Here is a 9,088-nt window from a genome sequence, read left to right as displayed (position 1 = left end):
GACCGAATCCTGTTGTGGAAAAACGTACGCCCCGGCGGCACGGAACAGTGCCGCCGGGGCGTACGTACAGGGCAGAACCTCGCAGGCGATCAGCGCTTGCTGTACTGCGGGGCCTTACGGGCCTTCTTCAGACCGGCCTTCTTGCGCTCGACCGCACGGTCGTCGCGGCTGAGGAAACCGGCCTTCTTCAGCGGGCCGCGGTTGTTGTCCACGTCCGCCTCGTTCAGGGCGCGGGCCACGCCGAGGCGCAGGGCGCCGGCCTGGCCGGAGACGCCGCCACCCGCGATACGGGCGATGACGTCGTAGCGGTTGTCGAGCTCCAGCACCTTGAAGGGCTCGTTGACTTCCTGCTGGTGCACCTTGTTGGGGAAGTAGTCCTCAAGGGTGCGACCGTTGATCTTCCACTTGCCGGAGCCCGGGACGATCCGGACACGGGCGATGGCGTTCTTGCGGCGGCCCAGGCCGGCGGCCGGCTGGGGGTCGCCGAAGCGGGACGCGAGGGACTCGGAGGTGTACTCGCCCTCGACGGGCGTCTCCGACTCGAAGGTGGTGACCTCCGCGTAGGTCTCTTCGCCCTCGACAGGGATCTCGGTGGTGGTCTCGGCCACGATGCTCCTCAGATTCTTTTCGTCTTAGGGGGTGGCCGGACTTACTGCGCGACCTGGGTGATCTCGAACGGAACCGGCTGCTGGGCAGCGTGCGGGTGGTTCTCGCCCGCGTAGACCTTCAGCTTCGAGAGCATCTGACGGCCCAGGCTGTTCTTGGGGAGCATGCCCTTGACGGCCTTCTCCACGGCCTTCTCGGGGCTCTTGGCGAGCAGCTCGTCGTAGCGGACGGAACGCAGACCACCCGGGTAGCCGGAGTGGCGGTACGCCATCTTCTGGGTCCGCTTGTTGCCGGAAAGGTGCACCTTCTCCGCGTTGATGATGATGACGAAGTCACCAGCGTCGACGTGAGGGGCGTAGATCGGCTTGTGCTTGCCCCGGAGAAGGGTGGCGGCGGTGGTCGCCAGACGGCCCAGGACGATGTCCTGCGCGTCGATGATGTGCCACTGGCGCGTCACATCGCCGGGCTTGGGGCTGTACGTACGCACGGTCGTAGCCTTCGCTTCTTCAGTGAGTGGGACTCCCCCTGCCCGTACGGACATGGGAAGCGGGTCCTGACAAGGCCACCCGGACGATCACGACAGCCCTGGCCGTGCATCGGGGACGCAACCCGTGCACCTGCCGCTGGTCATCGGCCCGGTGGACCGGCGTAAGGGCCCCTCACGTGAGATAGAGCAAGCCAATACGCATAACGAAGCAACAGCTTACCCGTGCCGCGCCGGACGGGTCAAAACGCGGTGGGGACTGTCCAGCGCTCGGTTCACCTCCGAGGCGCTTCTTTCTTTTTTGAGTGCTCGGTTCGCCTCCGAGGCGCTCAAGCGTGCACCGACGGTCGATCGTGCCTGCCTTTTTGAGCGCTCGGTTCGCCTCCGAGGCGCTCAAGCGTGCACCGACGGTCGATCGTGCTCGACCACTCGTTCCTCGCGGCCTCCGCGCGTTCTCCCTTTCGGCACCCGCGCGCCTCTTCGGCTCACTCGCGGAAAGCCCGGTGACCCAACCCCGCGGATGCGGCACCCACCCCCACGCGATCTTGCCCACGGGGCTCGGGCGCCTCGTCAGCCCACTCGCGGAAAGCCCGGTGGCCCGCCCCCGCGGGTGTGGCAGCGGCCTGGGCGCGTTCTTGTATTCGGGGCTCGGGCGGCTCCTCGGCCCGGTCCCGCCGCCCCCGGCGGGCCGGGGCGGCGGGATCCACGGGCGTCGGCGCTCAGCGGACCCGGTCCACCCTGCGCTCGTCCCAGACCGGCCCCGCGCTCTCCCGGACGACACCGTCCGAGCCGAAGACGAGATACCGGTCGAAGGAACGGGCGAACCAGCGGTCGTGGGTCACCGCGAGAACCGTGCCCTCATAGGCCTCCAGCCCGTCCTGGAGCGCCTCCGCGGACTCCAGGTCGAGATTGTCCGTGGGCTCGTCCAGAAGCAGCGCCGTGGTACCCCCGAGCTCCAGCAGCAGGATCTGGAAGCGCGCCTGCTGGCCGCCGGACAGCCGGTCGAAGGGCTGGTCGCCCTGGCGCTCCAGCTCGTAGCGGCGCAGCACCGACATGGCCCCGCCCCGGTCCTTCGCGTGCTCGGTCCACAGAATGTCGACGAGAGTACGGCCCAGCAGCTCGGGGTGGGCGTGCGTCTGGGCGAAGTGCCCGGGGACGACCCGCGCGCCGAGCTTCCAGGACCCCGTCGCGGCGACCGACCCGTCCCCCGCCAGCAGCCGGAGGAAGTGCGACTTCCCGGAGCCGTTGGAGCCGAGGACCGCGACCCGCTCCCCGTAGAAGACCTCCAGGTCGAACGGTTTCATCAGACCGGTCAGCTCAAGCTTCTCGCAGGTCAGCGCCCGCACTCCGGTCCGGCCGCCGCGCAGCCGCATCCGGATCTCCTGCTCGCGCGGCGGCTCCGGCGGCGGACCCGCGTCCTCGAACTTCTTGAGACGGGTCTGCATCGCCCGGTAGCGCGACGCCATGTCCGGACTGTTCGCCGCCTGCTGCCGCAGCCGCAGCACCAGCGCCTTCAGCCGCGCGTGCTCCTCGTCCCAGCGCCGCTTCAGCTCCTCGAACCGCGCGAACCGTTCCTTCCGCGCCCCGTGGTACGTGGCGAACCCGGCTCCGTGCACCCAGACGTCCGACCCGGCGGGTCCCGGCTCCACACTGACGATCTTCTCGGCGGCCCGCGCCAGCAGCTCCCGGTCGTGGGAGACGAAGAGCACGGTCTTACGGGTCTCCTTGAGCCGCTCCTCCAGCCACCGCTTGCCCGGCACATCGAGATAGTTGTCCGGCTCGTCCAGCAGCAGGACCTCGTCCGGGCCCCGCAGCAGCGCCTCCAGCGCCAGCCGCTTCTGCTCTCCCCCGGACAGCGTCGTCAGCACACGCCACTGCGCCTTCTCGTACGGAACGCCCAGCGCGGCCGTGGTGCACATGTCCCAGAGCGTCTCCGCCTCGTAACCGCGCGCCTCCGCCCAGTCACTCAGCGCCTGCGCGTACCGCATCTGCGCGGACTCGTCGTCCACCGTCATGATCAGATGCTCGGCCTCGTCCACGGCCCGGGCGGCCTCCCTCACCCGGGCCGGGGCCAGCGAGACCAGCAGGTCCCGTACGGTCCGCTCGTCCCGCACCGAGCCGATGAACTGGCTCATCACCCCGAGGCCCCCGCTGGAGGACACCGATCCGCCGTGCGGCCGCAGCTCCCCCGCGATCAGCCGCATCAGCGTGGTCTTGCCCGCGCCATTGGCCCCCACCAGGGCGACCACGGCGCCGTCGCCCACCCGGAACGAGACATCACCGAGGAGCGGCCTCCCGTCCGGCAGGAAGTACTCCAGATGCGCGGCTTCCAGATGTCCCATACTCCGATTCTGACGGCCGGGGCCGCCCGGGCCCAACAGGTTTAGGATTCGCGGCATGAGCTTTGGGCAGGGGGGACCTCAGTGGGGGTCCGGAGGTGCGCAGAACCATGACCCGTACGGGCAGGACCCGTACAGCTCCCGTCAGGCGGGGAGCGGCCGGGATCCCTTCGGCCCCCGGGGCAATCCGTCGGCCGACACTCCCGACTGGGCGGCCCTCGCGGACGCCTCCGCCGCCCGCGCCCGCCGCAAGCGCTGGCTGATGCTGGGCGGCGGCGCGCTCGCGACCGTCGCGATAGCGGGGATCGTGGCGGCGGCCATCGTCTACTCCAACAGCGACGACCCCAAGGGCTCCCGGAACGCGGCGAAGGAACTGCCCGGCCCGCTGCCCAGCGGCTCCGGCGAGCCCGAGCCGTCGTTCTCCTCGGTCGCGCCGCTGCCCCCGCCGAACCCCAAGGACTTCATATCCGACGAGAAGAAGGACACCGCGCCCCTGAGCGTGGACACCCTCTTCCCCGGCAAGACGCTCACCCTGGGCGACCGCGGCTATCCCAAGGGCGCGACCTCCCGTACCGGCACCTGCTCGTCGGCGGCCCAGGGACGGCTGGCCTCGGTCCTGGAGAGCAACGGCTGCGACCAGGTCTTCCGCGCCACCTACCGCAAGGGCGGCCTCGCGGTCACCGTCGGCGTCGCTCTCTTCGGCACCGAGTCCCAGGCGAAGAAGGCCGCGGGAACCTCCCGGAACATCACCCCGCTCACCGGCGCGGGCGTCACCTCGTTCTGCAAGGGCGGCCCGGTCTGCCGTTTCACGGCCAACTCCTACGGCCGTTACGCCTACTTCACCGCCACCGGCTACACCACGGGCAAGTCCGTCACCACGAACGACGCCCAGGCGTTCCAGCTCGGCGACGATGTCGCGGAGTTCACCTTCCGGCAGATCGTCCGCCGCGGCGAGGCCCAGGCGTCAGCAGCAGCCACCGCCCCCGCCGGCTGATCCGGCCACCGGCAGCGACCGCTTGTTACGGGCCTGGAGGTTCCGCGCCGCCAGCAGGCTGTCCGCGGGATAACCGACCTCCTCCAGCGTGAGCCCGTGCGGCCGTACGACATGGACGGCCGAGTCCCGCACGCCCGCGGCCAGCACCCGCGCGGGCCACTCCACCGGCCGGTGCCCGTCCCCCACGAACAGCAGCGCGCCCACCAGCGACCGCACCATGTTGTGGCAGAAGGCGTCGGCCCGCACGGTCGCGGTCAGGATCCCGTCCGCGCCCCGCTCCCACGAGAACCGCTGGAGCGTACGGATGGTCGTGGCCCCGTCACGCCTCTTGCAGTACGCGGCGAAGTCGTGCTCCCCCGTCAGGCGCCCGGCCGCCGCGTTCATCGCGTCCACGTCCAACGGCCAGTCGTGCCACAGGACATGGCCCCGCAGCAGCGGATCGACCCCGCCGGGGTCGTCGCTCACGCGATACGCGTAACGCCGCCAGATCGCCGAGAAACGCGCGTCGAACCCCTCGGGCGCCGGTTCCACCCGCCAGATCCGCACATCGCGCGCCAACCGCCCGGCGAGCCGCTTCAGCAGCTTCTCCCGGTGCTCGGCCCAGACCTCGGCCGGAAGATCGACATGCGCCACCTGGCCGCGCGCATGCACCCCCGCGTCGGTGCGGCCGGCGACGGTCAGCTCATACGTCCGCGACGACCTCGTCACCGTACGCAGGGCGTCCTCGATCTCCCCCTGGACGGTGCGCCGGCCGCCGGCCTGCTTGGCCCAGCCGGAGAAGTCCCGCCCGTCGTACGACAGATCCAGCCGCAGCCGCACCGTGCCCGGCTCCCCGTCCTCACTCATCTACCGACCCTTCTCAGCCAGGACGGGCCCGCTCCCCAGGGGAGAGCGGGCCCGTCCACCAGCCTTGCGAACGCGATCAGGCGTCCTTGGACTCCTCGGCGGCCTCGGCGGCCGGCTTGGCGTCCTCGACCGGAGCCGCGTCCTCGACGGGCGCGGCCTCCTTCTTGAGGGCGTCCTCCTTGACCGCGCGCTTGGCGGCGGCCTCGGCCTCGGCGACGGTGGCCTTCTTGGCGATCTCGCCCTCGACCAGCTCGATCACGGCCATGCGGGCGTTGTCACCACGGCGGTTGCCGATCTTGGTGATACGGGTGTAGCCACCCGGACGCTCGGCGTACCGCGGGGCGATCTCGGTGAAGAGCGTGTGCACGATGCCCTTGTCCGTGATCGTCTGAAGGACCAGGCGACGGTTGTGGATGTCGCCCTTCTTCGCCTTGGTGATCAGGCGCTCGGCGACCGGACGCAGGCGGCGGGCCTTGGCCTCGGTCGTGGTGATGCGGCCGTGCTCGAACAGCGACTTCGCGAGGTTCGCGAGAAGCAGCCGCTCATGCGCGGCGCTGCCGCCCAGTCGGGCACCCTTGGCGGGCTTCGGCATGGTGTTTCTCCTTGTGTCTGCACCGGCCGTACCAGGTACCGGTGTCAGTTCCCCCGGAGCGGCTGCCCCGGGAAAGTCATTCACTAAAAACAAGCCCGTCCAACGCTTTGAGGACGAACCCGCCCCCGAAGCCGCCCGACGCAACCCGGCCAGCTCCGCAAAAACAAGCCCGTCCGGCGTTTGAGGACGGCCTTGGACCGGGGGCCGGCCGAACTGCTCCGGTCGGCCCGGGCCAAAGATCCAGCCCGTCCGGCGATTGAGGACGGAGCCTCACGCCGAGACGGTCGGCGGGACCCACGGTCTCACCCGTCAACCCCGGCGGAGCCGCCTCAGTACTGCTCGGTCTCCACGAAACCCGCATCCGCGTCGTCGTCCGCGCCGAACGCGTCCGCCGCCGCCGTCGGGTCGAATCCGGGCGGGCTGTCCTTGAGCGCCAGGCCCATCCCGGCCAGCTTCGCCTTGACCTCGTCGATCGACTTGGCACCGAAGTTGCGGATGTCGAGCAGGTCCGCCTCGGAGCGGGCCACCAGCTCGCCCACCGAGTGGATGCCCTCGCGCTTGAGGCAGTTGTAGGAGCGGACCGTGAGCTCCAGCTCCTCGATCGGCAGCGCCAGATCCGCGGCGAGCGCGGCGTCCGTCGGGGACGGGCCCATGTCGATGCCCTCGGCGTCGATGTTCAGCTCGCGCGCGAGACCGAACAGCTCGACCAGGGTCTTTCCGGCGGAGGCCATGGCGTCACGGGGACGCATCGCCTGCTTGGTCTCGACGTCGACGATCAGCTTGTCGAAGTCGGTGCGCTGCTCGACACGGGTCGCCTCGACCTTGTACGTGACCTTGAGCACCGGGGAGTAGATGGAGTCGACCGGGATACGGCCGATCTCCTGGCCCAGCTGCTTGTTCTGCACGGCGGAGACATAGCCGCGACCGCGCTCGACGGTCAGCTCCATCTCCAGCTTGCCCTTGCCGTTGAGCGTGGCGAGGACGAGGTCGGGGTTGTGGACCTCGACACCGGCCGGGGGCGCGATGTCGGCGGCGGTGACCAGACCCGGGCCCTGCTTGCGCAGGTACATCACGACCGGCTCGTCGTGCTCCGAGGAGACGACCAGCTGCTTGATGTTGAGGATCAGGTCGGTGACGTCCTCCTTGACGCCCGGCACGGTGGTGAACTCGTGCAGGACACCGTCGATACGGATGGACGTGACCGCCGCACCCGGGATCGAGGACAGGAGGGTGCGGCGGAGGGAGTTGCCGAGGGTGTAGCCGAAGCCCGGCTCCAGCGGCTCGATGACGAACCGGGAGCGGTACTCGTCGACTACCTCTTCGGTCAGCGAGGGACGCTGAGCGATCAGCATGCGAAAAATCCTTCAGTCGGGGGCGCCCGCTATTTGACGCCCGACACATGTCCTACAAGGGTACGGGCGGTACGTCCCGAATGGAGCCGTACCGCCCGAACACTCTGAAACCGAGCCGCCTGGGCCCGGCGCCGCCTCAGACGCGACGGCGCTTCGGCGGACGGCAGCCGTGCTGCGATATGTGGGGGACGACCCCCACACCCCCAGCAGAGAACCGCCCCGGGCCCAGTGCCGCCTCAGACGCGACGGCGCTTCGGCGGACGGCAGCCGTTGTGCGGGGTGGGGGTGACATCCTGGATCGAGCCGACCTCCAGGCCCGTGGCCTGGAGCGAGCGGATCGCGGTCTCACGGCCGGAGCCGGGACCCTTGACGAAGACGTCCACCTTGCGCATGCCGTGCTCCTGCGCCCGGCGCGCGGCCGACTCGGCGGCCATCTGCGCGGCGAAGGGGGTGGACTTGCGCGAGCCCTTGAAGCCGACGTGGCCGGCGGAGGCCCAGGAGATCACGTTGCCCGAGGGGTCGGTGATCGAGACGATGGTGTTGTTGAACGTGCTCTTGATGTGCGCGTGGCCGTGAGCGACGTTCTTCTTTTCCTTGCGGCGCACCTTCTTGGCAGCGCCCTGACGACCCTTGGGGGGCATCTCTATCTCCTACGGGAGGTGGTCGGTCCTACAGCGAAGACCGCTGGCTGTGCGGGGCTCGGGGGCTTCCCGGGCATCCCGCAGCGTCCGCTGAGGACTACTTCTTGCCCGGCTTCTTCTTACCGGCGATGGCGCGACGCGGGCCCTTGCGGGTACGGGCGTTCGTGCTGGTGCGCTGACCGTGGACGGGCAGACCGCGACGGTGCCGCAGACCCTGGTAGCAGCCGATCTCGACCTTGCGGCGGATGTCGGCCTGGATCTCGCGGCGGAGGTCACCCTCGGTGCGGAGGTTGGCGTCCACGTACTCGCGGATCTTGACCAGGTCCTCTTCGGCCAGGTCACGAACGCGGGTGTCGGGGTTCACGCCGGTCGAGGCGAGGATCTCCTTGGACCGGGTGCGCCCGATACCGAAGACGTAGGTGAGTGCGATCTCCACACGCTTTTCGCGCGGGATGTCGACACCGGAAACGCGTGCCATGCAATGGCTCCTGTGTGTTCGGGGGTCTTCAGCAGAACCGCTCCCGGCCGCCGACCGCTCTGGAAGCGGTGGTACGCCCGGGTCCCCGGCCCCCGCCGGAGGTGTCGCCGGCCCTTACGGGCTGGGCGGGCTCTGCGTATGTACGTATGTGTTGCTCGCGTCGCGCGAAGTACTGCGAGGTGCAGGTCGGCGTGCGTCAGCCCTGGCGCTGCTTGTGGCGCAGGTTGTCGCAGATGACCATGACCCGGCCGTGGCGGCGGATCACCTTGCACTTGTCGCAGATCTTCTTGACGCTCGGCTTGACCTTCATGGGATGTGAGGTTCTCCGGGTCAGTGCCAACGCCCGTCCGCACATGGCGGGGGGCGTGGACAAGATCTACTTGTATCGGTAGACGATCCGGCCACGCGTCAGGTCGTACGGAGACAGCTCCACGACGACCCGGTCGTCCGGGAGGATCCGGATGTAGTGCATCCGCATCTTGCCGGAGATGTGCGCGAGGACCTTGTGACCGTTCTGAAGCTCCACCTTGAACATGGCGTTCGGGAGGGACTCGATCACGGTGCCCTCGATTTCGATGGCACCTTGCTTCTTGGCCACGCTTCGCCCTTCGAATCGGCTACCTTGATCGGCTCCCGTTGCTGTGCCCCTTGCTGTGCCCGTTACCGAGCACATTGCTGTGCTCGGTACAGGGCACATCACTGGGCCCGTCACTGTGTGCAGCATGAATGCGGACACACGGGTACACGAGAGCCGAC

The 9,088-nt window shown here is 69.3% G+C and carries 11 protein-coding genes; 1 reads left to right on the top strand and 10 read right to left on the bottom strand.

What is annotated here, in order from left to right; all coding sequences use genetic code 11:
* Positions 1–89: 89 nt before the first annotated feature.
* The 3 genes from rpsI to ACIBCM_RS19645 form a co-directional block, all read right to left on the bottom strand.
* Positions 90–608 (bottom strand): 30S ribosomal protein S9, encoded by a 519-nt coding sequence (gene rpsI, locus ACIBCM_RS19655; protein ID WP_399244810.1) that lies wholly within the window; start codon positions 606–608, stop codon positions 90–92.
* A 41-nt stretch (positions 609–649) separates the two neighbouring features.
* Entirely contained in the window at positions 650–1,093 is a 444-nt protein-coding gene (gene rplM, locus ACIBCM_RS19650; protein WP_389266397.1) for a 50S ribosomal protein L13, read from the bottom strand.
* A gap of 716 nt (positions 1,094–1,809) precedes the next feature.
* Positions 1,810–3,432 carry an ATP-binding cassette domain-containing protein gene (locus ACIBCM_RS19645; protein WP_399244807.1) on the bottom strand — a complete coding sequence of 541 codons (1,623 nt, stop codon included), beginning with the start codon at positions 3,430–3,432 and terminating at the stop codon, positions 1,810–1,812.
* A gap of 55 nt (positions 3,433–3,487) precedes the next feature.
* Between ACIBCM_RS19645 and ACIBCM_RS19640 the strand changes: the two genes are divergently transcribed.
* Positions 3,488–4,423, top strand: coding sequence for a hypothetical protein (locus ACIBCM_RS19640; protein ID WP_399244805.1), 936 nt, complete (start codon positions 3,488–3,490; stop codon positions 4,421–4,423).
* Here ACIBCM_RS19640 and truA read toward each other — a convergent pair.
* The 7 genes from truA to infA form a co-directional block, all read right to left on the bottom strand.
* Positions 4,394–5,269, bottom strand: a complete 876-nt coding sequence (truA, locus tag ACIBCM_RS19635) for a tRNA pseudouridine(38-40) synthase TruA (protein WP_399244803.1) — start codon at positions 5,267–5,269, stop codon at positions 4,394–4,396. The two genes, ACIBCM_RS19640 and truA, sit on opposite strands and share 30 nt — an antisense overlap.
* Positions 5,270–5,345: 76 nt before the next feature.
* Positions 5,346–5,861, bottom strand: coding sequence for a 50S ribosomal protein L17 (gene rplQ, locus ACIBCM_RS19630; RefSeq protein WP_399244801.1), 516 nt, complete (start codon positions 5,859–5,861; stop codon positions 5,346–5,348).
* A 329-nt stretch (positions 5,862–6,190) separates the two neighbouring features.
* Positions 6,191–7,213: a DNA-directed RNA polymerase subunit alpha gene (locus ACIBCM_RS19625; RefSeq protein ID WP_010473911.1), complete on the bottom strand. Its 1,023-nt coding sequence runs from the start codon at positions 7,211–7,213 to the stop codon at positions 6,191–6,193.
* Positions 7,214–7,449: 236 nt separating this feature from the next.
* The gene (gene rpsK, locus ACIBCM_RS19620; RefSeq protein ID WP_003956432.1) at positions 7,450–7,854 is read right to left on the bottom strand and encodes a 30S ribosomal protein S11; all 405 of its coding nucleotides are present in this window, start codon (positions 7,852–7,854) and stop codon (positions 7,450–7,452) included.
* 97 nt (positions 7,855–7,951) lie between these two features.
* A complete protein-coding gene (gene rpsM, locus ACIBCM_RS19615; RefSeq protein WP_389266408.1) occupies positions 7,952–8,332 on the bottom strand; it encodes a 30S ribosomal protein S13 in 381 nt (126 codons plus the stop codon).
* A 196-nt stretch (positions 8,333–8,528) separates the two neighbouring features.
* Positions 8,529–8,642, bottom strand: coding sequence for a 50S ribosomal protein L36 (rpmJ, locus tag ACIBCM_RS19610; protein WP_003956441.1), 114 nt, complete (start codon positions 8,640–8,642; stop codon positions 8,529–8,531).
* A gap of 66 nt (positions 8,643–8,708) precedes the next feature.
* Positions 8,709–8,930 (bottom strand): translation initiation factor IF-1, encoded by a 222-nt coding sequence (infA, locus tag ACIBCM_RS19605; RefSeq protein ID WP_003956442.1) that lies wholly within the window; start codon positions 8,928–8,930, stop codon positions 8,709–8,711.
* Positions 8,931–9,088 lie beyond the last annotated feature (158 nt).

This window comes from Streptomyces sp. NPDC051018 (assembly GCF_044456085.1).
Lineage (GTDB): Bacteria > Actinomycetota > Actinomycetes > Streptomycetales > Streptomycetaceae > Streptomyces.
This window is presented reverse-complemented; position numbering and strand designations above follow the sequence as displayed.

What these genes read in the sequence shown, in the direction of transcription:
- ACIBCM_RS19645 (WP_399244807.1), bottom strand. Translation starts at nt 3,432, where the DNA reads ATGGGACATCTGGAAGCCGCGCATCTGGAGTACTTCCTGCCGGACGGG.
- ACIBCM_RS19640 (WP_399244805.1), top strand. Translation starts at nt 3,488, where the DNA reads ATGAGCTTTGGGCAGGGGGGACCTCAGTGGGGGTCCGGAGGTGCGCAG.
- truA (WP_399244803.1), bottom strand. Translation starts at nt 5,269, where the DNA reads ATGAGTGAGGACGGGGAGCCGGGCACGGTGCGGCTGCGGCTGGATCTG.
- rplQ (WP_399244801.1), bottom strand. Translation starts at nt 5,861, where the DNA reads ATGCCGAAGCCCGCCAAGGGTGCCCGACTGGGCGGCAGCGCCGCGCAT.
- ACIBCM_RS19625 (WP_010473911.1), bottom strand. Translation starts at nt 7,213, where the DNA reads ATGCTGATCGCTCAGCGTCCCTCGCTGACCGAAGAGGTAGTCGACGAG.
- rpsK (WP_003956432.1), bottom strand. Translation starts at nt 7,854, where the DNA reads ATGCCCCCCAAGGGTCGTCAGGGCGCTGCCAAGAAGGTGCGCCGCAAG.
- rpsM (WP_389266408.1), bottom strand. Translation starts at nt 8,332, where the DNA reads ATGGCACGCGTTTCCGGTGTCGACATCCCGCGCGAAAAGCGTGTGGAG.
- rpmJ (WP_003956441.1), bottom strand. Translation starts at nt 8,642, where the DNA reads ATGAAGGTCAAGCCGAGCGTCAAGAAGATCTGCGACAAGTGCAAGGTG.